Origin of the sequence: Cellulomonas sp. (assembly GCF_035634735.1) — a bacterium.
In the GTDB taxonomy this organism is placed as follows: Bacteria; Actinomycetota; Actinomycetes; order Actinomycetales; family Cellulomonadaceae; genus Cellulomonas.
Genome location: NZ_DASQCJ010000019.1, coordinates 34,055 through 54,485, shown reverse-complemented (window position 1 = coordinate 54,485; position 20,431 = coordinate 34,055). Strand labels below are relative to the sequence as shown.

The window sequence follows — 20,431 nt, the reverse complement described above, 5'->3', positions numbered from 1 at the left end:
GCGGGCTACCTCGCGAGCGCCGCCGCCGACCTGCGCCGTCGGCGGGCCACGGGGACGGGGTGAGCCGGGCCGGGGGAGCGGTGCGCCAGGCCGATGTCGCGGGCCTCGTGCGGGTGCCGCCGCGCGGCGCGACCGTCCGGTGGGGTCGTCTGCTCGCCGTGTGGCCGCTGGCCTTCGTGCTGTCGGCGACCGGCACGGTGCTGGCCCTGGTCCTGGCCTCGGCGGCGCACACCGGCGGGCTCGGGACGCCGGGCGACACCCGGTACGTCACGCTGTGGGTCCCGCTGCTCGCCCTCGCGCCCGCCGTGGTGATCGGCGGCCCGGTCCTGGCGCTCGTGGCGGTCGTGCTGCGCGCGGCCTCGCTGGGCTGGCAGGTGGCGACGGTCGCCTGGGTCGCGGCGTGGGTCGCCGCCGGGGCCGCCGTGCTCCTGTGGGGCCCGTGGGGGCCGTTCGGCTTCCGGGTCGTCGACCCGGCCACGCCGTACCCGTGGGCGGACGTCGCGCTGTTCGCCGGGATCGCGGCGCTGCCGTGGGCGGCTGGCTCGGGCGCCGCGTGGGCGGTCGTGCGGCCGGTGCGCCCGGTGGCGGGCGGGTCGCCCCGGCGCTGACGTCGACGCGCGGCCGGATCACCCGCACCGCACGGCGTGCTCGCAGGCTGGGACGCTCCGGGGCGGCACGCCGCGCAGGTGCGACAGTGCGGTCACCCGGACGAGAGAGGCGGCACCATGCCCAAGACGGTGGTCCACGTGTTCCACGACGACGACGACTCCGTGGTCACCGGCACCCGGGTGGCGCAACGGATGCTCGAGGTCGCGGCCGACCGGGGTGTCGAGGTCGAGGTGTTCTGCTTCGGTCCCGCGCAGCGCCGGATCGGCCGGGGTGCCGACGAGGCCGGCGCGACGTTCGACCGCCAGCTGGACGAGCTGATCGCCGCGGGGGTCGTCGTCGGGGCGTGCGTGAACTCGGCGCGGGCGGACGGCACCGAGGCCGACCTGGCCGCCCGCGGGTTCCGGCTGCGGGTGGCCCGCGACGAGCTGCTGCGCTTCGCGTTGGAGGGCGCGACCGTGGTGACGTTCTGAGGCGCCGTCCCTTCCCGGGCCGTCCTGGCGGAGCGCCGATAATGCACGTTATGTCATCTGAGGGCCGATCGGCTCCGACCGCACACCCCCAGTGGGAACCCGGGTCTACTCCAGCGTGACCGCGTACGGACCACCGACCGCGATCCTCGGGGCGGGCGATGTCCCTGGCCCGTCACCGGCCAGGATGACGCTGTAGACGTACATGCTGTACGAGCCGGCTGGAACGGTCTCGTACCTGCCATTGTCCGGGCATGACGCGAACCACTGGTAGACCTCGGCCGAGAACGACTCTCCCGGGCCGACGTCGAAGGTCGCGCCGGAGTCGTAGTCCTGCCGCGTCGGGTCGTACACCTGGCTGACGACGGTCCCGTCGTCGTCGACGAGCACCGCGTGCAGCGACTGCGGCACGGTGCCGACGAGCCTGCCTTCCGGGGTCGCCGCGGTCACCGTCGCGCGAACGCTCACGCCCCCACGGAGATCGTCGAGACCGGCGCTCGACTCGAGGGCGACGTCGAAGTCCGCGGCGGCGCGCCCGGCGATCAGGTCGTCGGGCGCGGCACGTCCGCACGTCGGTACCAGGCTGGGCCACTGGCCGGCCTGCTGACCGGCTCCGAGCTCGAAGCTGACGGGAGCGAGCTGGATGACGTCGCTGCGGCCCGTGCTCCGATCTGTGGCGACGGCGTAGGCGCGGTACGTGCCGTCGAGAGGTGCGCCCGTGCGGCAGTCCGCCGCGTCGTAGAGCCCGTCGAGCGCGGTCGCCCCGCTGCCGTCGGTCGCCTCGAGCTCCAGCTGCTGCGCGGGATCGCTCCGGAACGCGACGGTCCCGCGGGGATCCACCAGGACAGTCGTCACCGCGGAGCGGTCGGGTGAGTCGAGCGGACCGGACGGGCCGTCGGGCTCGACGAACACGTCGACGTACAGCGAGTCCCCGGCCGACGTCCCCTGGAACGACCCGTCGCGCTCGTCGACAACCCCCACCGCGACCGCGCCGTGCACGGTGACGTCCGCGTCGTGCGCCTCGCGCAGCACGAACTCCGCTCCGCACGTCGGGACGCGTGGAGCGGGTGTGCTGGGCGTGGCCGGTCGGCGATCCTCGAGGAGACCGCTCGTGAGCAGTCCGACCCCCGTGCCCACCGCCCCGATCACGGCCACTCCCCCGACGCACTGGAGGGCGACACGGCGTGCGCGGCGCCGGTGTATGCGGGTCTGGATGCGCCCCACGTCCACGGGGTGCGTGAGTCGCTCTGCCTCGGTGGTGACGTCGCGCAGCGCCCTGCCGAAGTCCATGTTCATCGCCCGTCTCCCTCGTTCACCAGGACGGTCCGCGCCGCCGCCGGGGTGGCGAGCGGCCCCAGCAGCGTCTCGAGACGCCCGACCGCGATGCTCAGGTAGCGCTTGACGGTGCCGTCGGCGAGGCCCATCCGATCGGCGATCTCGCCCACGGTGAGGTCGTCGTAGTACCGCAGCACCACGCACGCCCGCTGCTGCGGAGGCAGACGGCCGAGCGCGGTCCGCACGTCCGCACGAGCCTCCACCTCGTCGGCGCGGCTCTCCTGGCGCTCGTCGCGGACCAGCAGGTGACGGACCCGCTCCCACTGCCGGCGCCGACGGTACGAGTAGATCCAGGTGGTGAGGATCGCGGTGCGCACGTAACCCTCGGCCGAGGCGAGTTCGACGTGCCGACCGCGGACGAACGTCTTGACCAGCGCATCCTGGACCAGGTCCTCGGCGTCGCGGAGGTTTCCGGTGAGCAGGGAGGCGTAGGCGTGCAGCGCCGGTCCACGGTCACGTGCCAGGGCCATCAGCACGTCGTCGCTGCGTCGACGGCGGTCGTCCATCGCGGCCCCCTTGCCTGTGGTGCGCATCTTCTACCACCGAGGACGGGGAGCATGCGCGAAACGTTGCACGGGGCGAGCGACCGTCGGTCGTGCACGGTCGACGAGGATCCCGCGCCCGGCCTGCGGCTTCGCCGAACCGCGGGTGTGCGACGCTGGCCGCATGAGTGACATCGCCCTGCGCCCGGTCGGCTACGTCACCAGCACGCGCAGCGAGGTCGAGGACGACGACTGGGACAGCGAGCGGGCCGCGATCGAGCTGGACCCCGCGGCGTTCGACGAGAGCGCCCTGCTGGAGCTCACGACCTTCAGCCACGTCGAGGTGATCTTCGCGTTCGACCGGGTCGCGCCCGATGCCGTCGAGTACGGGGCGAGACGTCCCCGTGGCAACCCCGACTGGCCCGCCGTCGGGATCTTCGCCCAGCGCGGCAAGAACAGGCCCAACCGGCTCGGGCTCACGACGTGCCGGCTCCTGGGCGTGCACGGGTTGCGGATCGACCTCGAGGGGCTGGACGCCGTCGACGGGACGCCCGTCCTGGACATCAAGCCGTACCTGGCGGAGTTCGCCCCGCGCGGGGTCGTGCGGCAGCCGGCCTGGGCGTCCGAGCTGATGCGCGGGTACTGGGAGGCCTGACGCGTCAGCCGCTCTCCCGTCCCGTCGGCCGACCGACCGGCGTCGCGGTCGCGGCGTCGGCAGCGACCTCGTAGACGATCTCCAGGCCGTCCTCGTCGTCCCACTGCTCCCCCACGGCGGTGAACCCGTACTGCAGGGCCAGGTCACGGGACGCGGTGTTCCCGGGAGCGATGGTGACCCGTACCGTCCGCACCGTCGGCTCGTCCCAGGCTCGCCGGAGCAGCGACTCGAGTGCCGCACGCGCGTAGCCACGGCGACGGTGCGCGGGATCGACCGCGTACCCGATCTCCACCATGCCGTCGGCATCCGGTGGTCCGTGGAAGCCGGCGCGGCCGGCGGGCAGGGACTGGTCCTCGTCCCAGATGACGCCGGTGATCCAGCCCGTGCTACCGGGGTCCCGACGAGCCTGCTCGCTGCGCCTCGCCCACGTGCTGCGCCAGTCCGGTCCGGCGAAGTACGCGGTCAACCGGACCGGGCTGCGGGAGTCGGCACGGGCGAGGTCGCCGGCGGCCAGCGCGTCGAACACCGCGCCGGTCAGGTGGACGATGCGGACCCGGGGCCCGGGTCGGCCGCGCGTGGTCCCGGGAGCGGTGTCCTCGGTCGGCACAGGAACGATCCCCAGACGTCGGCGGCAGGACCTGCGGGTACGGGATGCACGATACCGCTCGGCGCCCTGACCTGCGCTTCTGCGCGTCAGACAACGCCAGTGTCGTCGCAACTCCGGCGCGGTCCGAACCAGCACCTGAGAGAGGTGCTCCCGCGCGCGGGACGTCGAGCAGGGCCGGTGCTCCCCCACCACGAAGGACCACGCCGTCCAGCCGTCGACGACCGACTCGCCGGCCGTGATCGCACCGGAGCGGTCCAGCGGACGTCGCCGGGTCGCCGAGAGCCCGCTCTGCCCACTCGACCGCGTCGCGGTCACCGTCGCGCGGCTTGAGCACGAGGTCCCCGCAGCGCCACGCCGTCCCGCGCTCGCCCTCCCGCAGGACCGGCTCGCCGGTGCAGCCGAACGCGGCGCGGGCGCGACCGCCGGGTGACCGCACGCTCATCCCGGCAGGTGACGGACTCCTCGCGTCGGACGGACGCGACACGCGGTGCCGGCCCCGGCGCGGCCGCGCCAGGCACGATGGGGGCATGATGACCGGCGACGTCCACCTGACGATGACCGAGCGCCGAGCGGTCGTCCGGTTCGCCGTCGACTGCGCGCAGGGCGTGCTCCCCGAATTCGAGGCCGTGGCGCCCGAGGACGCGCGGCCGCGCGAGGCGATCGCCGCGGCCCTGGCGTTCGCCGACGGCGCGGACCGGTCGAACCTCCAGCGGACGGCTGCCTTCGCCGCGCACCGTGCGGCCCGCGACGTGGCCACGGAGCCCGCGCAGCTCGCCGCCCTGGCCTGCGGCGACGCATCGGCGGCGGCCTACCTGCACCCGATCGCGCGGGCGACACAGGTCGGGCACATCCTGCGGGCGGCCGCCTGCGCCGCGCGGGTGGCCGAGGTGCGGACGAGCGCCGCGGGCGACGAGGTCGTCCGTGCGCTCGCCGAGCGCGCCGCTCCCCCGGTGCCAGAGGTCCTCGCGCGGTACCCGGCGGCGCCCCGAGGGCGCACCCGGCTCTCCGAGCTCGTGTGCGCGCTCGACGCGGCGATCCGCGACGGGCGGTAGCAACGCCGGGGCGGTCCTCCCCGACGTCCCGCCGGTCGTGTCCCGGCGCCGTGCGCGGCGCGGGGCGCTTCACCACACGACGCCGAGCACGTCCTCGCCGCGCTCCGCGACCTCGTGACCGGCCTCGACGACCTCCCGGGAGAACGCCGGGTCGGTCACCGCACGCGCGGCCGCCCGGTCGAGCGAGGCGACCCGGTGCGCCAGCTCGGCGTCGCCGGACAGTGCCGGGTGCGCGGCCAGCCGACGGGCCGCCGCGGCGAGACCGTCCGCCAGGTCGCGGAGCAGGAGCCCGGAGCGGGGGGCGTCGTCGCCGACGGACGCGTCCCAGCTCACGAACACCGCGAGCCGCCGGCAGTACTCCTGGAGCAGGGCTCGCGGAGCGTCGCGGTCGACGGGGAGGTGCGGCACAGCGACATGGTGGCACCGGCCGCGCCCGTGCCGCGGGGCCGTTCGGCCCACCGGCACGGGTGGTCGGGGGCTCATACCCGGACCTCGACCCCGGCGAGCGCCTCGAGCCGCTCCCACACCCGGCGCGCGACGCCCGCGCCGGGCTCGGCGGTCCGCGCGGGGACGGGGAGGCGCACGGGCTCACCCCGCATCCCCTCCCGCGGCGCGAGGTAGTCGCCCCCGCGCACCCCGGGGTCGGTCACGGCGCGCACGCCCGGCCACGCCGCGGCGTCCTTCCCCTGTGCCCACGGCGTGTACGGGTTGCGCCGGTAGGGCGTCGTCGCGTCGCGGATCCCCGGTCGGTGCGGCGTCCGGGCATCCACCCCGACGCCCGGGTGCGTGACGACCGACGCCACCGGTCGCCCGGCCGCGCGCAGGCGCCGGTCGAGCTCGTACGCGAACACCTCCGTGACGGCCTTCGCCCGGGCGTACGCGACGATCCCGAGCCGCGGCACCCGGGTCACGTCGTCGACGACGGGCCGGAACCGCGCGACGAACCCCGTCGAGGTGTGCACCACGCGGCCCTCGCCCCCGTCTCCCCCGGCGGTGGCGGCGAGGGCGGGCAGGATCCCCGCGAGCAGGCGGACGTGCCCGAGGACGTGGGTGCCGAGCAGGAGCGGGTGCCCGTCGGCCGTGCGGTCCCGGCTGCTCATCGCCATCGCGCCCCCGTTGAGGAAGACCGCGTCGACGCGGGGCAGCGCCGCGAGCTGGGCCGCCGCGTCGTCCACCGCGCGCAGCGAGCCGAGCTCCAGGGCGACGGTCCGGACGTGCGCGTCCGGGGTCCGGGCGAGGATCGACTCCCGGGCGGCCGCGAGCCGGGCCGCGGAGCGCGAGGCGAGCACGACGTCGGCGCCCGCCGCCGCGAGCTGCTCGGCGGCGAAGTACCCGATCCCGGCGGTGGCGCCGGTCACCACGACGGTGCGGCCCTCCTGGCGGGGTGGGTGCGCGGGATCCCAGGTGGTGTGGTCAGGTCGGGCGTCCGTGGTGGTCGTGTGCGGGGACATGGCGGCCTCGTCTCGAGATGGATAGATGATCCGTTAGCCGCACCGTACCGGATGGTCCATCCGATTCGGGTAGCATCGTCGCCATGCCGCCGCTCCGCTCCGACGCCGTGCGCAGTCGGGAGCGCATCCTCGCCGCCGCCGCCGGCCGGGACCGCGGCTCGCTCCGGCTCAACGAGGTGGCGCGTGCGGCGGGGGTCGGGGTCGGGACGGTGTACCGGCACTTCCCGACCGTCGAGGCGCTGGTCGAGGAGCTCACGGCAGGCTCCGTCCGCCGCGCGCTCGGCGCCGCCCGGGCGGCCGCGGACGACGAGGACCCCGGCCGCGCTTTCCAGGGGTTCCTGTCGGCCGTGCTCGACCTGCTGCTCGCCGACGACGGCCTCCAGCAGGTGCTGCTCGCCGCGGACGGCGCGTCGCCCGAGGTGCAGGAGGCCAAGGCCGAGCTGACCCGGACCGCCGCCACGCTGCTCGACCGCGCGCAGCGCGCCGGGGCCGTGCGGCCGGACCTGACGCTCGAGCAGCTGATGCACCTGGTGTGCGGGTTCGAGCACGCCGTCCGGCTCGGCGGCCCGGGCGACCACGGGACCGTCGCCGCCGTGCTCCGGGCCGGCCTGCGGCCGGACTAGGCCGCCCCCGCCCCCGCGCAGGGTGGCGCGGCCGTCACCGGCGGCGTCCCGCGTCGCGCCCCCCGCGCGACGCCGCGTCCCGGTCCGGCTCGTCCTCCGCCGAGCCGCGGCGCACGGTCGACCAGGTCGACACGACGAACGTCACGGTGCCCGCGAACGCCAGCACCGCGCCCACCCAGGTACCGAGCGTCTCGTCGACCGTGGTGCTGAGCAGCGCCTTGGCGGCGAGGCCCGACAGCACCAGGACGGCCGGCCAGTCCCACGCACGCCGGCGCCCTCCGGCCCCGCGGTGTGCCGGACCGGGCCCGCCGCCCCGCGCGCTCACCGGTCCAGCACCGCGGCCACGAGCATGCCGACTCCGATGGCGATCACGGCGGTCCCGACCCACCACGCCGGGACGTCGAACCGGACGCCCCGGGCGTCGGGGAACGCCGCCACCGCGACGACGCCGAACAGCACCAGGAACGACCCGGTGCCGGCGAGCAGCACCCGCCCACCCGTGCGCTCACGCATCGTCTCCCGCGTCCTCCGTCGGTGTCGGCACGTCATCGCGGCTGCCCTGCGCCGCGGACGCCACCCGCCGATCGTGGCAGCGCGCCGGGACGCCCGCGCGGCGGGGATGCACCCGGGCCGCCCTCGGCCAGCGCTGGAGGCGGCGGGGACGGTCAGCCGTCCACGCGCGCGGTGAACGCCAGCACCGCCGCGGCGAGGGCGTCCGGCGCCTCCAGCGCGACGTGGTGCCCGACGCCGCCCAGCACGACCGACTCGACCTCGCCGCGGGCGACCTGGGCCAGGGTCGCGGCGGTGAACTCGCCCCCGGACCCGCCGACCGCGAGCACCGGGACCGTGATCGGCCGGGTCGCCCCGATCCGCCGGTTCTCCTCCCCCTCCGTGAGGATCGAGCGGTAGATCGCCGCGGCGCCCCGCCACCCGCCGGGGCGGGCGTACGTGCGGGCGAGCTCGTCGACGTCCGCCGCGGTGACCGCGCCGGGGACGACGGTCATCGACGGGAACGCCCAGTCGGCGAGCAGCGCGCGCTCCCGCCCCGTGAACAGCAGCTCGGCGATGCCCGGCGCGGCCAGCGTGCCGAGGTGCCAGGATCCGCCGTGCGTCACGTCGGCGAACGCCTCGAGCCCGAAGCCGGCCAGTCCGAGCTCGACCGCCGTCACGCTCGCGAGGTCCTCCGGGTGCGCCGCCGCGAGCCGCAGGAGCGTGCCGCCGGCGACGTCCTGGGCCAGCAGGTGCACGGGCCCGAGCCCGAGGGCGTCGATCAGCCGGTGCAGGTCCTCGGCCGCGACGGCGCTGGTGAACGTGTCGTCGGCGACCGCCGAGTCGCCGAACCCGCGCAGGTCGACGGCGACGACCCGGTGGCGGTCGGCCAGCAGCGGGATGAGGCGGTGGAAGGCCCACCACGACTCGGGGAAGCCGTGGACGAGGAGGACGGGCGTGCCCCCGGTCCCGGCGGTGACGTAGTGCAGGGTCGTGCCGTCGATCTCGGCGACGTGGTGGCGGACGGCGGCGATGGTGGCGCCGGCGGGCTGGACGGGCATGAGGACCTCCGTGGTTGACAACGTGGTTGTCAGACTCGCCAATGCGCAACCAGGTTGTCAAGAGCCCCCCGGTCCCCTAGGTTCGGTGCATGGCCAGGACGAGCGAGGGGGTGCGCCTCGCCCTGCTGCTGCTCGGGGCGTTCGACGCGATGGTGGACGAGGTGGTCGCGGAGCTGGACCGGGGCGGCCACCCGGGCGTGACCGCGAACCTCGAGTTCGCGCTCGGCGCGATCGGCGGAGGCGCGGACAGCGCCGCGGCGCTCGGGCGCAGCCTGGGGATCAGCCGCCAGGCGGCCGCGAAGACCGTCGCCGCGCTCGAGGACCTCGGCTACGTGGCGCGCGTGGACGACCCGGCGGACGCCCGGCGCAAGCGGCTGCGGGTCACCCCGCGCGGCGAGGAGATGACCGCGCTCGGGGCCGCGGTGTTCGACCGCCTCCGGGCGCGGTGGGTCGGCGAGCTGGGGCCGGGCCGGGCCGACGCGGTCGAGGACGCCCTCGTCCTCCTGGCGGGGGTGGACCCAGCGCGGCGCGAGCCGTGACCCCGGGGGTCCGGCGGCGTGGGTGCGCACCCGGCCGGGCTCATCGCAGGACGGCCGCGGCCCCGGCCACCCGCTCCCCCGGTCACCCGAGGCTGCGCACCGGCCACCGCGCCTGGTCCGCCGCGAGCAGCGCCGGGTCGCGCGGCGGCGCGACCTCCGGGAGCACGTCCAGCCGGGTGATCCGCTCGATCCGGAAGCCGCGGATCGCGTCGCGCAGCCGGCACCACCCCACGAGCAGCCAGGCGTCGCCGCCGCGCAGCAGCCCCATGGTCTCCACGTCGCGGGTCGTGCTCGTCGCGGGGTCCGGGTCGCCGTCCGGGCCCTCGCCGAGGTAGGTGAGCCGGACGACCCGCCGGGCGGCGATCACGTCGGCGAGCATCCCGAGCGGCACGCCGCCGTCCGCCGGCGGCGCGGGGTCGATGACCTGCATCCGCCCGAGGAGGTCCTCGACCGGGGCCCGGTGCTCCTCGCCCACCACCGCGGCGATCTTGGCGCGGGCGCGACGCGCCGCCGCCCGGTACGGCGAGGAGTCGAGCAGGGCGAGCCCGGCCAGCACCGCGAGCGACTCCGGGCCGGAGAGGTTCAGCGGCGGCAGCGAGTACTCCCGCAGGATCGCGTAGCCGCCCGCCGCCCCGTGCTCGGCGTAGATCGGGACGCCGGCGAGCTGGAGCGACCGGAGGTCCCGCTCGATGGTCCGCGACGACACGCCGAGCTCGGCGGCGAGCCGGGCGGCGGACCACGGGCGTCGTGCGCCGCGCAGCAGGTCGACGAGGGCGTACTGCCGCTCGGCTCGCTTCATCCGCCCAGCCTGCCAGGCCGCGCCGGCGCCGTCTCAGCCCCGCAGGCTCCGCTGCCCGCCGACGGACCAGACGCGCCGGACCCGGCCGTCCGCGTCGAAGTCGAACACGTCGACACCGCCCACGAGCAGGTCGCCCGCCGCCATGTCCCAGAGCAGGCGGCCGTGCGCGCCGTCGACCGCGTCGGCGACCCGGGTGAAGACGACGCCCGGGTGGGCGCCGTGCCACCAGCCGAGGTAGCGCGCGAACTCGTCGGCGGTGCGGATCTCGTCCGCAGGAGTCGACCCGTCGGCCTCGGTCACGGCGAACCGGATGCGGAAGTCGTCGGCGCAGATCCGCCGCGCGAGGGCGGCGTCGCCGTTCCACATCGTCAGCCACAGGTCCAGCGAGCGGCGGGCGGCGGTGGGGGTGGTCGCGGCAGCGAGAGCGGTCGGGTCGGTGGTGGCGGGGTGCGTGGTCTCGGTCATGCGTCCACCCTCGGGCGTCGGCGCGACAACGGTGTGTCGGTGTTCGGCGCCCGGCCGGCGCGCTCCCCCGGAACCCGGCGCCCCGGCGCGGCACCCGCCGGGTGATCCTCCCTGCACCGCCTGGCCCCGGCGCGCGCCCGCGTCCTAGACTCCGGACAAACCCGGACGAATCACCACGTCCGGGCCCGGAGGAGATCGACGATGATCGCATCCACGGCGGCGCTCGCCCGGCACGGCCGCGAGCACGGGTACGCGGTGCCCGCGGTGAACGTCCTGGACGACCTCAGCCTGCGCGCGGTCGTGGCCGCGGCGGTGAGCGCGCAGGCGCCGCTCATCATCCAGCTCTCGGTGAAGACCGTCCGGTCGACGGGCACCGAGCTGCTGACCACGATGTTCCGGCTCGCGACCCGCGACCTGGCGGTCCCCGTGGCGCTGCACCTGGACCACTGCCCGGACCGCGCCGTGATCGACGAGGTGGTCGCCGCGGGCTGGTCGTCCGTGCTGTTCGACGCCTCGGACCGGGACCTCGCGACGGCGGAGCGGGAGACCGCGGAGGTCGTGGCGCAGGCGCACGCGGCCGGGGTGGACGTCGAGTCGGAGATCGAGAACATCGTCGGCGTCGAGGACGGGGTCGGGTCCGACGTGGCGCTGCACGCCTACTCGGTCGAGCAGCTGGCCGACGTCGCCGCGCGCACCGGCGTGGACCTGATCGCCCCGCAGCTCGGCACCGCGCACGGCGAGTACCGCGCCCGGCCGGTGCTGCTGCCCGAGCGGGTGCGCGAGCTCGCCGCTCTGACGGACCGGTCCATCGTGCTGCACGGCGGCACCGGGCTGTCGGCGGAGGACTTCGCCGCGTTCGTCGCCGCCGGCGTCTCGAAGATCAACATCTCGACCGCGGTGAAGGTCGCCTACATGCGCGCGGCCGCCGCGCACCTCGACGGGGCCCGGGAGCGCGACCGGTGGGACCCGCCGAGCATGTTCCGCGACGTCGCGGCCGCGGTGGAGGCGGCGATCGTCCCGCTCGTCGAGCAGTTCGGCGCCGCCGGGCACGCGCGCGGCGTCGCGAGGGCCGTGCGGTGAGCCCGGGCCTGTTCTTCGACTGCGACGGCGTGCTCGCCGACACCGAGCGGGACGGCCACCTCCCCGCCTTCAACGCCACCTTCGAGGAGTTCGACCTGCCGGTGCGCTGGTCGGAGGAGGAGTACGGCCGGCTGCTCGGGATCGGCGGCGGCAAGGAGCGGCTGCGGACGCTGCTGGAGCCCGACCTCGTCGCGCGCGCCGGGCTGCCGACCGACCCCGACGAGCAGGCCGACCTGGTCGCGCGGTGGCACCGGGCCAAGACCGCGCGCTACACGGCGCTGGTCCGCTCGGGCGCGCTGCCCGGCCGGCCCGGGATCGCCCGGCTCGTCGCCGAGGCCGACGCGGCGGGCTGGCGGCTCGCCGTGGCGTCGACGTCGGCCGAGGAGTCCGTCCGGGCGGTGCTGGAGCACGCGGTCGGGCCCGGCCTCGCCGCGCGGTTCGACGTGTTCGCCGGCGACGTCGTGCCGCGCAAGAAGCCCGCGCCCGACATCTACCTGCTCGCGCTGCGCGAGACCCGGCTCGACCCGCGCGAGGTGGTGGTCGTGGAGGACAGCGCGAACGGGCTGCGGGCGGCGCTCGCCGCCGGCCTCACCACCGTCGTCACCGTCAGCAGCTACACGAAGGACGAGGACTTCACCGGCGCCGCCCTCGTCGTGACCTCGCTCGGCGACCCGCCGGCCGACCCGGCGACCACCCTGGCGGACCCGCGCGGGCTGGAGGTCGACGGCGCCGTCGGGCTCGGGCACCTGCAGCGCCTCCTCGGACCCGAGCAAGGAGCGACACCGTGAGCCAGCAGCGCGTCGAGCAGGTCGTCCGCACCGTCGCCGAGACCTGCGTCGAGAACGAGCAGTACTTCGGCGAGCTCGACTCCGTGGTCGGCGACGGCGACTTCGGGTTCTCCCTCGCGCGCGGGTTCGAGAACGTGCTCGCGGGCTGGGACGACTACGACCGCGCCGATGCCGGGACCTTCCTGCAGAGGGTGGCGGTGACGATGAGCGGGCGGATCGGCGGCACCTCGGGGCCGATCTGGGGCACCGCGTTCCTGCGGGCCGCCGGCGCCGTGAAGGGCAAGCAGGACGTCACCGGCGGCGACGTCGTCGCGATGCTGCGGGCGGCGGTCGAGGGCATCAAGGCCCGCGGCGGCGCCGACCTGGGCGAGAAGACGCTGCTCGACGCGCTCGTGCCGCTGACCGACACCGTCGAGCAGCAGCTCGCGGCCGGCGCCGCGCCGGGCGAGGTCGCGACGGCCGCCGCCGCGACCGCGCGCGCCGCGGCGGAGGCCACGCGGCCGATGCAGGCCCGGCGCGGCCGGGCGTCCTACACCGGCGAGCGCAGCATCGGGTCGCTCGACCCCGGTGCCGTCGCCGTGGCGGTGCTGGCGGAGCGGGTCGCCGCCACCTGGTGAGCGACCGAGGACCGGACGACAGGGAAGGCGACCGCGATGAAGAGGTTCGTCAACGACCCGAAGACCTTCGTGCCCGACATGCTCACCGGCCTGGCGCTGGCGAACCCGGACACGCTGCGCTACGTCCCCGAGTACAACCTCATCATGCGGGCCGACGCCCCGCGGCACGACAAGGTCTCGATCCTGCAAGGCTCCGGGTCGGGCCACGAGCCCGCGCACGTCATGGTCGTCGGCAGGGGGATGCTCGACGGGGCGTGTCCCGGTGACGTGTTCGCCGCCCCGCCGATGGAGTACGTGCTCGAGTCCGCCAAGCTGCTCGCGTCCGACAAGGGCGTCCTGCTCCTGGTCAACAACTACACGGGCGACAAGATGGCGTTCGAGATGGCGTCGGAGCTCGCCGACGCCGAGGGGCTCGCCGTGCGCACGCTGTTCATCGACGACGACGTCGCCGTGCAGGACTCGACGTGGACCGTCGGGCGCCGCGGCGTCGCCGGCAACTTCTTCGTGATGAAGGCGGTCGGCGCCGCCGCCGAGGCCGGGGCCGACCTTGACGAGCTGGTCCGGATCGGCGAGAAGGTCAACTCCGTCACCCGCACCATGGGCATCGCCCTCACCCCGTGCACGCCGCCCGCCAAGGGCTCGCCGCTGTTCGAGCTCGGCGACGACGAGATGGAGGTCGGCGTCGGCATCCACGGCGAGCCGGGCCGCCGCCGCGCGCCGCTGGTGAGCGCGGACGGGATCGTCGACGAGCTGCTCGGCGCCGTGCTGCCGGACCTGCCGTACTCCCCCGGCGACGAGGTCGCGCTGATGATCAACGGGCTGGGCGGCACCCCGGTCAGCGAGCTCTACCTGCTGTACGGGATCGCGCACCAGCGGCTCGCCGCGCAGGGGATCATCGTCGGCCGCTCCTACGTCGGCGAGTACTGCACGTCGCTCGACATGGCCGGCGCGTCCCTCACGCTCGTGCGGCTGGACGACGAGATCCGCGGCCTGCTCGCCGCGCCCGCCGAGGTGGCGGTGCGGGTGTTCTGACGCGGCGCCCCGGGGCGGTGGGCGGGCGGTCCGCCGCCGCCCCGGGTGCGACCGCGGGGTCAGGCGGTGAGGAACCGGGCGTAGAACGCGCGGGGGTCGTCGGCCAGCGACGCCTTCACCATCGCGCTCCAGTCGTCGACGACCACCTCGAGGTCGCCTGCCTCGACCGCGTCGAGCGTCTGCCGGACGACGGCCGCCGGGTCGCCCTTCGGTCCGTCGATCCCGGCGGCCATGTCGGTGTCCGCCAGGCCGAGGTGCACCGAGGTCACCTGCGTGCCCTGCGTCGCCAGCTCCAGCCTCAGCGCGTTGCTCATGTTCCAGTTCGCGGCCTTCGACACGGCGTAGGCGCCGGAGCCCGGGAAGGCGAACCAGGACAGCGCGGACGCGACGTTGACGACCCGCCCGCCGCCGTTGGCCGCCAGCACGGGCGCGAACGCGCGGACCATCGACAGCGTGCCCCAGAAGTTGACGTCCATCTCGGCGCGCACTCCCGCCAGGTCGCCGAGCAGCGTCGCGCCCGTCGAGATGCCGGCGTTGTTGATGAGCAGGTCCACGTCCGTGGCCAGCGCGGCCGCCGCGGCGACGGCGTCGGGGTCGGTGATGTCGAGCGCGACCGGGCGCGCGCCGGGCAGATCGATCGCGGCCGGCTCGCGCGCGGCGGCGTAGACGGTGGCGCCCCGGGCGAGCAGCTCGGCGGCGAAGTAGCGACCGAGGCCACGGCTGGCCCCGGTGATCAGTGCGGTTGTCATGTCTGGCACGCTAGGACCTGACGTTGACGTCAGAGGCAAGTCCGGGTCCGGCAGTCGGGAGAGCACGTGCGCATCGGAGAGGTCGCCGCGCAGGCGGGCGTGAGCGTGCGGGCGCTGCGCTACTACGAGGAGCAGGGGCTGCTCGACGCCGAACGCACGGCGAGCGGCCAGCGCCGGTACCCGCCGGGGGCGGTCGACCGGGTGCGGTTCATCCAGAGCCTCTACGCGGCCGGGCTCGGCAGCAGGGCCGTGCTGCGGATCCTGCCGTGCATGGACCGCGGGGTGCTCACCGACGAGATGCACGACCGGCTGCTCGCCGAGCGCGCGCGGGTGCAGGCCCAGCTCGACCAGCTCACCGCGACGCGCGACAAGCTCGACGACGTCATCCGGGTGGGGCAGGCGCACCGCCCGGGCGGTACGGGCCCCGCGGGGACCGGCGGGTGCGTGGCTGCGTCCGCCGCGTCGTGACGGCGCCGCGGTAGGACCACCTACGCGGGCGCGACCGTCGTCCGCATCACCGTCTTGCTCGTCCCGATGCGCCGCTCGAACACGAACCCGGCCTCCTCGAACATGCTGCGCGTGACGTTGTGCAGGAACGACGACGAGGTCCGCTTCCCCGGCGGCAGCTCGTTCGGGAACGACACCACCTCGCCGCCGCCCGCCTCGGCGATCAGGCCCAGCGCGCCGCGCAGCGCCTCCAGCGCCACGCCCTGGCGGCGGTGGTCCCGGTCGACGAAGAAGCAGGTGATCCGCCACGGCGCCGGTCGGGTCTCCCCCGCGTCGTACTGCTTGCGGTGGTAGATCCGCGGCAGCTCCTCGGGGCTGCCGTACTGGCACCACGCGATCGCCTGCTCGCCGTCGAAGACCAGCGCGGCGTGCGCGACGCCCTCGTCCACCAGGCGGCGCTTGAAGTCGGGTCCCCCGTGGTCCGCCCTGGTGGTCGAGGGCGTGTCGCCGTGGAAGTAGCTGCACCAGCAGCCGCCCCAGACCCCGTTGTGCTTCTCGGCGAGCGCGCGCCAGGCGGGGAACGTCTCCGGCGTGAGCGGCTTGACGACGTGTGCGGCCATGGGGCGATCCTGCTCCCGCGGCGCCCGGGGCGGAAGACGCGCGGGAGGTGCGCGCGGGTGGTGCGCGCGCGTGGCTCGCACGGGTGGTGCGCACGCGTGGCTCGCACGGGTGGTGCGCACGGGTGGTTCGACGGGTGGAGCCGCAGCCGAGCCCGGGCCAGCCGCCGGTCCTGGCGCCTGCCGGCGGTGCCGCGTCACACCCGGGCGACCGCGTCCCTCAGAACGGGGGCGGCTCGTCGTGGGGGTCGGCGGTGGCGTCGTGGTTCTGCCCGGTGCCGGGTCGGGTGAGGTACCGGTGCCCGGTGGGGGTGATCCACTCGAACAGGCCGGGTGCGGTCTGGCGCAGCCGGAACCCGCCGTCGGTCTTCAGGCGGTGGTGCCGGTGGCACAGCGGGCCGAGGTTGTCCGCGTCGGTGCGCCCCAGGGGCGCGTCGGGGTCGGCGCCGGGCTGGGGGTGGAACTCCTCGGTGTGGTCCAGATCGCAGCCGCAGGCCGGGCGGATGCAGCCGGGTGCGACGCAGGTCCCGTCGCGGGTGCGCACGAACTCGTCGAGGGCGGCAGGGGGTCGGTAGCGCTCCCGCCCGACGTCCAGCAGCCGGTGGGTGACCGGGTCGGTGACCAGCCGCCGCCAGACCCCGCCGACCGCCAGCGCGCGGGCTCTGACCGCGTCGATGGGGCCGTGCCCCTCGAGGTCCGCGGGCTGGTCGTCGAGGCCGATCAGGGTCGAGGCGTTGATGGTGACGCGGACCTCGGCACCGGGGCGCCCGGAGCAGCCGGGGCAGCCGCGCCGTGCGGTGGTCGGCGCCGGGGCGAGCGCGGTGGGCGCGAGCGGCGGCTCGGCCGGTGCGGGAGCAGACGTCGGCGAGGCCGCCGGGGTGGCGGCGACGTCCGGTGCGGTGTCCGGTGCGGTGCCCGGGTCGACCTCGCCGAGCGGGACGATGGTGGCGGTCGGGATCGGGTCGACCGGCGGGCGGGGCGTCAGGCTGAACGTGGTCGTGGTCAGGTCTTCCGCCGAGCGGCGCGGCTTCGGCACCATCGGCGCGGGCGGGTCCAGGCGGACCTCGAACGCAGGACCGTCCGAGGCCGGGACGTGCCCGACCACCAGGTCCCGCAAACCGTCCGCCCGCAGCTGATCGAGGGTTCGGCCGTCACCGACCGCCTTCGCCGCGCGCGCCGCGTGATCCAGCACCCCGTCGACCCTCGTGGCGTCCTCGGCGGCCAGCACCAACCACATCGACGCCATCCCGTCGGGCTGCGGGCGCGGGCGGGTGACGCGCCGGGTGCACCGGGCCCGCTCGTGCCGGTCGGCCGCACCGTCGGGGTCGGCGAGCCGGATCTCGCGCTGGACCCGCTGGCGGAGCTCGGCCACGGAGCACTGGTCGGCGTCGGGCAGGACGGCGTCCTCGACCGCGTGCGCGACCTGGAACGACTGGTCGGTCAGCGCCGCGGCCAGCACCTCGGCCTTGGCGGCGTCGACGTGCCCGGCCTCCAGCGCCTCCCGCGTGGCGCCGAGCAGCCCGTCCAGCACGACCGCCCGGCGCACCACCCGGGAGGCGGTCATCCGCGCCCACCCGAGCCGCATCGCCAGCTCGTCCCCGGCCACGCTCGTCTGCGTCGGCGGCGCCCCCGCGAGCGGCGACCAGTCCGGGCGCATCTCCTCCCGGCTGGCGAGCTCGGCGACCGCGGCCAGCTTGCGGGCGTGCAGGTGCGACTCCATCCGGTCGATCGCCGCGACGACCTCCACCAGCACCGTCGGAGACACCACCCGCTGATCCAGCCCCTGCGTCCAGGCGTCCAGCATCGGCCCGGGCGGGCAGGACGCGATCGCTTCGACCTGCCGCTGCTCACTGGTCCGTGGCGCCCGACCGGCCGCCACGACGGGGTCCGGGCCGAAGTCCGTCAGGCACGTCCCGTCGGGCGCGTAGACCGGCAGCACCGGGGCGGCGACCACGTCGCCGTCCGGGTGTTCCTGCAGGTCAGATGCCATGAAGGAACACTATCGACCGGCACCCACACGACCCCGGCCACGGGCCGGCGCCCTGGGGACGGAGCACCACCACCTCTCCTGTGGAGGGCTCGGCGGCCGCACGGCGAGCCACCCCCGCCCCCGCGCGCCGCCGCCCCCACGGGGCCGGCGCGCCCGTCAGTTGATGATCTCGCCCCGCTCGTCGGCCGCCAGCGCCGCGATCCGCTCGCGCCAGGACGCCAGGTCCTCGGGGCTGAGCCGCGGCCAGTCGGCGACCTCGCGCACCACGCGGAGCGGGGCGCTGCTCCGGAACGAGCGCGTGGGGTTGCCGGGGAACTTCTTGTCCGTGACGTTGGGGTCGTCCTCGTACGGGCCGGTCGGCTCGACCTCGTACACCCGGGGTTCGGCGTCCCCGGCGGCGAGCTCGGCGGCCAATCCGGCGCCGCGGACGAGGGCCGTGAAGTACACGTGGTTCATCGTGACCTCGGGCCGGTAGTTCGACCGGAAGCCCGCGGTGAGCAGGTCCCCCGCGCGGAGGTCGGCCTTCGTGCCGTGGAAGAACGGTCCGGAGTCGAGCGCCTGGTTCACCCGACCCAGGCTAGGCCCGTCCCGGACCCTCCGGACCCCCGACGCGTCCCACACCCCGATCAGACCGGCTCCGCCGCCCCCGCCCGTGCCACGGCGGGCTCCAGGCGCCCGTCCGTCATCCGGACCGTGGCGTCGACCGACCCGAGGGTGGCCGGGTCGTGGGACACGAGGACCGCGGCGGCGCCGACCTCCCGCGCGAGGCGCGTGATGAGCTCGACGACGCGGGTGCCCCGCTCCTGGTCGAGGGCCGACGTCGGCTCGTCGACGAGGAGGACGTCGGGGCGCCCGACGAGCGCGCGGGCGATGGCGACGCGCTGCCGCTGGCCACCGGACAGGTGCGCCGGCCGGCGGTGCGCCTGGTCGGCCAGACCCACGGCGTCGAGCAGGGCGAGCGCCTCGTCCCTGATGCTCGCGGGGCGCCGGCGCCGGAGGTGGGCGTGCAGCTCGAGCTGCTCCAGGGCGGTCAGGGAGGCGATCAGCTGCGGCGACTGGAAGACGAGGCCGATCCGGTCGAGCCGCAGCCGGGTCGCCGCGGCGGGGGTGGTGCGCGCGGTCAGGACGGTCTCGTCGCCGAGCGCCACGCGGCCCGACGTCGGGGGTGTCAGGCCCGCGGCGACGGCCAGGAGGCTCGACTTGCCGGCACCGGACGGGCCCAGGACGGCGGTGGTCGTGCCGGCGGGGACGGTGAGGTCGACGTCGTCGACGGCGGTGAGGGTGGCGTCGCCGTCGGGGTAGACGAGGGTGAGGTGCGCCAGGTGCAGGTCCACGAGGGGTCTCCGTTCAGCGGGCGGCGAGGGCCGCGTGCGGGTCGGTGCGGGTGAGCCGGGCGATCGCGGCGGCGGCCCCGGCCAGGCCGAGGGCGACGAGCAGCGCCGCGGGGACGAGGACGGTGGCCGGCGAGACGACCACCGGCAGCACGCCGGCCAGGGCGGCGCCGACCGCAGCCGCGAGCCCCGCCCCGACCGCGACGGCGCCGACGAGCACGACCGCGGCCTGGCCCAGCGCGTCGCGCAGCAGATAGCGGGTGGACGCCCCGAGGGCCTTGAGCACCGCGACGTCGCCCTGGCGGCTGATGGTCCACACCGTGAAGAACGCGCCGACGACGAGGGCCGAGATGGCGACCAGGAACGCCTGCATGGTGGTGAGCGACAGGTTCTCCGCGGTGTAGGAGCTCACGGCGCTGCGGGCGTCGGCGGTGGTGGCGGTCGTCGTGCCGAGGTCCGCGTCGGCGGCAGCCACGTCGACCCGCGCGTCGGTGCTGAGCGCCACGACGGTCGCCACGGGCCCGGAGCCGCTGCCCCCGCGGGCGCCCAGCACCTGCCAGTCGTCGAGCGACACCCAGACCACCGGGGTGTGGGACAGCTGCGCGTCGTCGGGCACGACCCGGCTCACCGCGAGCTCCTCGCCGTCGAGCGTGATCGTGTCCCCGGCCCCGAGTCCGAGCGCTCCGGCGCCGCGCTCGGTCACGACGACCTGGCCGGCCCCGGGGCCGCCGCCCGGGGCGAGGGCGGAGCCGGCGGTGACGCCGAACGCGGTCACGGCGACGGTGGTGGCCGACGAGGTCGCTCGCGTCGTGACGATCCCGAGCGGCTCCGCGGACCGCACCCCGGCGACGCCGGCCCAGCCCCGCCACTGGTCCTGGGTGACGCGGGAAGACGTCAGGTCGGGCGCGTCGTCGGGCGCGGCAAGGCCGAACGCCAGGTGGTCGGCAGGGAGGTCGGTCAGGGCCGACACCGAGGCGCGGGCCAGGCCGGCCGTGAGGGACGACAGGAACGTGACGAGCAGGGCGACGAGCACGACGACCGTGCTGATGAGGGCGAAGCGGCCGCGGGCGTGCCGCAGGTCGCGCAGGGCGACGAACACAGGACCTCCTGAGTCTCGGGTGAGGTGTCCACGCTCCCCCGTGCCCT

27 protein-coding genes are annotated in these 20,431 nt (G+C 75.9%); 11 read left to right on the top strand and 16 right to left on the bottom strand.

Annotated features, from left to right (window positions below):
• Together VER05_RS01980 and VER05_RS01975 are read left to right on the top strand one after the other, a co-directional pair.
• On the top strand, window positions 1-608 hold a 608-nt coding region (locus VER05_RS01980; RefSeq protein WP_324843726.1), incomplete at its 5' end, for a hypothetical protein.
• 117 nt (window positions 609-725) lie between these two features.
• Window positions 726-1,079, top strand: a complete 354-nt coding sequence (locus VER05_RS01975; protein WP_324843725.1) for a hypothetical protein — start codon at window positions 726-728, stop codon at window positions 1,077-1,079.
• A gap of 105 nt (window positions 1,080-1,184) precedes the next feature.
• Here the strand turns inward: VER05_RS01975 and VER05_RS01970 are convergent, their stop codons facing one another.
• On the bottom strand, window positions 1,185-2,108 hold the full coding sequence (locus tag VER05_RS01970; RefSeq protein WP_324843724.1) for a hypothetical protein: 924 nt from the start codon (window positions 2,106-2,108) through the stop codon (window positions 1,185-1,187).
• A gap of 260 nt (window positions 2,109-2,368) precedes the next feature.
• A complete protein-coding gene (locus VER05_RS01965) occupies window positions 2,369-2,917 on the bottom strand; it encodes a sigma-70 family RNA polymerase sigma factor (protein ID WP_324843723.1) in 549 nt (182 codons plus the stop codon).
• Between the two features lie 160 nt (window positions 2,918-3,077).
• Here VER05_RS01965 and VER05_RS01960 point away from each other — a divergent pair, with 160 nt between their 5' ends.
• The gene (locus VER05_RS01960; protein WP_324843722.1) at window positions 3,078-3,548 is read left to right on the top strand and encodes an SAM-dependent methyltransferase; all 471 of its coding nucleotides are present in this window, start codon (window positions 3,078-3,080) and stop codon (window positions 3,546-3,548) included.
• Window positions 3,549-3,552: 4 nt separating this feature from the next.
• Here the strand turns inward: VER05_RS01960 and VER05_RS01955 are convergent, their stop codons facing one another.
• The gene (locus tag VER05_RS01955; RefSeq protein WP_324843721.1) at window positions 3,553-4,155 is read right to left on the bottom strand and encodes a GNAT family N-acetyltransferase; all 603 of its coding nucleotides are present in this window, start codon (window positions 4,153-4,155) and stop codon (window positions 3,553-3,555) included.
• Window positions 4,156-4,682: 527 nt separating this feature from the next.
• Here VER05_RS01955 and VER05_RS01950 point away from each other — a divergent pair.
• Window positions 4,683-5,207: a putative immunity protein gene (locus tag VER05_RS01950; protein ID WP_324843720.1), complete on the top strand. Its 525-nt coding sequence runs from the start codon at window positions 4,683-4,685 to the stop codon at window positions 5,205-5,207.
• A 69-nt stretch (window positions 5,208-5,276) separates the two neighbouring features.
• Here the strand turns inward: VER05_RS01950 and VER05_RS01945 are convergent, their stop codons facing one another.
• Both VER05_RS01945 and VER05_RS01940 read right to left on the bottom strand, forming a co-directional pair.
• Window positions 5,277-5,615: a hypothetical protein gene (locus VER05_RS01945; RefSeq protein WP_324843719.1), complete on the bottom strand. Its 339-nt coding sequence runs from the start codon at window positions 5,613-5,615 to the stop codon at window positions 5,277-5,279.
• 71 nt (window positions 5,616-5,686) lie between these two features.
• Window positions 5,687-6,658: an SDR family NAD(P)-dependent oxidoreductase gene (locus VER05_RS01940; protein ID WP_324843718.1), complete on the bottom strand. Its 972-nt coding sequence runs from the start codon at window positions 6,656-6,658 to the stop codon at window positions 5,687-5,689.
• A gap of 83 nt (window positions 6,659-6,741) precedes the next feature.
• Here VER05_RS01940 and VER05_RS01935 point away from each other — a divergent pair, with 83 nt between their 5' ends.
• Entirely contained in the window at window positions 6,742-7,281 is a 540-nt protein-coding gene (locus VER05_RS01935; protein ID WP_324843717.1) for a TetR/AcrR family transcriptional regulator, read from the top strand.
• 34 nt (window positions 7,282-7,315) lie between these two features.
• On the opposite strand, the gene VER05_RS01930 is transcribed toward VER05_RS01935, so the two are convergent.
• From VER05_RS01930 to VER05_RS01920, 3 genes are all read right to left on the bottom strand, one after another.
• Entirely contained in the window at window positions 7,316-7,522 is a 207-nt protein-coding gene (locus tag VER05_RS01930) for a hypothetical protein (RefSeq protein WP_324843716.1), read from the bottom strand.
• 80 nt (window positions 7,523-7,602) lie between these two features.
• Window positions 7,603-7,794, bottom strand: coding sequence for a hypothetical protein (locus VER05_RS01925; protein ID WP_324843715.1), 192 nt, complete (start codon window positions 7,792-7,794; stop codon window positions 7,603-7,605).
• 152 nt (window positions 7,795-7,946) lie between these two features.
• Window positions 7,947-8,831: an alpha/beta hydrolase gene (locus VER05_RS01920; protein WP_324843714.1), complete on the bottom strand. Its 885-nt coding sequence runs from the start codon at window positions 8,829-8,831 to the stop codon at window positions 7,947-7,949.
• Between the two features lie 89 nt (window positions 8,832-8,920).
• Here VER05_RS01920 and VER05_RS01915 point away from each other — a divergent pair, with 89 nt between their 5' ends.
• Window positions 8,921-9,370, top strand: a complete 450-nt coding sequence (locus tag VER05_RS01915) for a MarR family winged helix-turn-helix transcriptional regulator (protein WP_324843713.1) — start codon at window positions 8,921-8,923, stop codon at window positions 9,368-9,370.
• An 82-nt stretch (window positions 9,371-9,452) separates the two neighbouring features.
• Here the strand turns inward: VER05_RS01915 and VER05_RS01910 are convergent, their stop codons facing one another.
• Both VER05_RS01910 and VER05_RS01905 read right to left on the bottom strand, forming a co-directional pair.
• Window positions 9,453-10,169: a helix-turn-helix transcriptional regulator gene (locus VER05_RS01910; RefSeq protein WP_324843712.1), complete on the bottom strand. Its 717-nt coding sequence runs from the start codon at window positions 10,167-10,169 to the stop codon at window positions 9,453-9,455.
• Window positions 10,170-10,202: 33 nt separating this feature from the next.
• Window positions 10,203-10,634: a nuclear transport factor 2 family protein gene (locus tag VER05_RS01905; RefSeq protein WP_324843711.1), complete on the bottom strand. Its 432-nt coding sequence runs from the start codon at window positions 10,632-10,634 to the stop codon at window positions 10,203-10,205.
• A gap of 201 nt (window positions 10,635-10,835) precedes the next feature.
• On the opposite strand from VER05_RS01905, the gene VER05_RS01900 reads away from it, so the two are divergent.
• The 4 genes from VER05_RS01900 to dhaK are packed head-to-tail and all read left to right on the top strand — an operon-like array spanning window position 10,836 to window position 14,151.
• Window positions 10,836-11,714 carry a class II fructose-bisphosphate aldolase gene (locus VER05_RS01900; RefSeq protein ID WP_324843710.1) on the top strand — a complete coding sequence of 293 codons (879 nt, stop codon included), beginning with the start codon at window positions 10,836-10,838 and terminating at the stop codon, window positions 11,712-11,714.
• The gene (locus tag VER05_RS01895; protein WP_324843709.1) at window positions 11,711-12,502 is read left to right on the top strand and encodes an HAD-IA family hydrolase; all 792 of its coding nucleotides are present in this window, start codon (window positions 11,711-11,713) and stop codon (window positions 12,500-12,502) included. Before VER05_RS01900 ends, VER05_RS01895 begins: the two co-directional genes overlap by 4 nt.
• On the top strand, window positions 12,499-13,119 hold the full coding sequence (gene dhaL / locus VER05_RS01890; protein ID WP_324843708.1) for a dihydroxyacetone kinase subunit DhaL: 621 nt from the start codon (window positions 12,499-12,501) through the stop codon (window positions 13,117-13,119). Before VER05_RS01895 ends, dhaL begins: the two co-directional genes overlap by 4 nt.
• Window positions 13,120-13,155: 36 nt before the next feature.
• Window positions 13,156-14,151, top strand: coding sequence for a dihydroxyacetone kinase subunit DhaK (gene dhaK / locus VER05_RS01885; RefSeq protein WP_324843707.1), 996 nt, complete (start codon window positions 13,156-13,158; stop codon window positions 14,149-14,151).
• Between the two features lie 59 nt (window positions 14,152-14,210).
• On the opposite strand, the gene VER05_RS01880 is transcribed toward dhaK, so the two are convergent.
• On the bottom strand, window positions 14,211-14,900 hold the full coding sequence (locus tag VER05_RS01880; protein ID WP_324843706.1) for an SDR family oxidoreductase: 690 nt from the start codon (window positions 14,898-14,900) through the stop codon (window positions 14,211-14,213).
• Between the two features lie 66 nt (window positions 14,901-14,966).
• Here VER05_RS01880 and VER05_RS01875 point away from each other — a divergent pair, with 66 nt between their 5' ends.
• Window positions 14,967-15,368 (top strand): MerR family transcriptional regulator, encoded by a 402-nt coding sequence (locus tag VER05_RS01875; protein WP_324843705.1) that lies wholly within the window; start codon window positions 14,967-14,969, stop codon window positions 15,366-15,368.
• 20 nt (window positions 15,369-15,388) lie between these two features.
• Here VER05_RS01875 and VER05_RS01870 read toward each other — a convergent pair whose 3' ends face one another.
• The 5 genes from VER05_RS01870 to VER05_RS01850 form a co-directional block, all read right to left on the bottom strand.
• Complete coding sequence (locus tag VER05_RS01870; RefSeq protein ID WP_324843704.1) at window positions 15,389-15,967, bottom strand: GNAT family N-acetyltransferase; 579 nt, start codon at window positions 15,965-15,967, stop codon at window positions 15,389-15,391.
• A 217-nt stretch (window positions 15,968-16,184) separates the two neighbouring features.
• Window positions 16,185-17,954 carry a DUF222 domain-containing protein gene (locus VER05_RS01865; RefSeq protein WP_324843703.1) on the bottom strand — a complete coding sequence of 590 codons (1,770 nt, stop codon included), beginning with the start codon at window positions 17,952-17,954 and terminating at the stop codon, window positions 16,185-16,187.
• A gap of 156 nt (window positions 17,955-18,110) precedes the next feature.
• A complete protein-coding gene (arr, locus tag VER05_RS01860) occupies window positions 18,111-18,521 on the bottom strand; it encodes an NAD(+)--rifampin ADP-ribosyltransferase (RefSeq protein ID WP_324843702.1) in 411 nt (136 codons plus the stop codon).
• Window positions 18,522-18,580: 59 nt separating this feature from the next.
• Window positions 18,581-19,288: an ABC transporter ATP-binding protein gene (locus VER05_RS01855; protein ID WP_324843701.1), complete on the bottom strand. Its 708-nt coding sequence runs from the start codon at window positions 19,286-19,288 to the stop codon at window positions 18,581-18,583.
• A 13-nt stretch (window positions 19,289-19,301) separates the two neighbouring features.
• Window positions 19,302-20,384, bottom strand: coding sequence for an FtsX-like permease family protein (locus VER05_RS01850; RefSeq protein WP_324843700.1), 1,083 nt, complete (start codon window positions 20,382-20,384; stop codon window positions 19,302-19,304).
• Window positions 20,385-20,431: the final 47 nt, after the last annotated feature.